Below are 328 nucleotides of genomic sequence, written 5' to 3' on the forward strand. Positions count from 1 at the left end.
TGAAAGATGATCAGGTAGATAGGTTCGAGGTGGAAGCATGGCGACATGTGGAGCTGACGAATACTAATCGATCGAGGACTTAACCCAAAAACAATGAACGATAATTTGTGAATCTTGATAAGAAAAACGTTATCTAGTTTTGAAGGAATATAGCAAATAATGCTTGATTTTCTTTCAAAAGTTTATATAATATTAATAGTTTGGTGGCGATAGCGAAGAGGTCACACCCGTTCCCATACCGAACACGGAAGTTAAGCTCTTCAGCGCCAATGGTAGTTGGGGGCTGTCCCCCTGTGAGAGTAGGACGTTGCCAGGCTAGATATATTCG

Annotated in this window: 2 rRNA genes; both read left to right on the plus strand. The window is 41.5% G+C overall.

Going from position 1 to position 328, the window contains the following annotated elements:
• Positions 1-87: ribosomal RNA gene (locus ACQCT5_RS22965) — 23S ribosomal RNA — on the plus strand; the annotation flags it as partial.
• Positions 88-199: 112 nt separating this feature from the next.
• A 5S ribosomal RNA gene (rrf, locus tag ACQCT5_RS22970) occupies positions 200-316 on the plus strand.
• Positions 317-328: the final 12 nt, after the last annotated feature.

This window comes from Sutcliffiella halmapala, from assembly GCF_050107295.1.
In the GTDB taxonomy this organism is placed as follows: Bacteria; Bacillota; Bacilli; order Bacillales; family Bacillaceae_I; genus Sutcliffiella_A; species Sutcliffiella_A halmapala_A.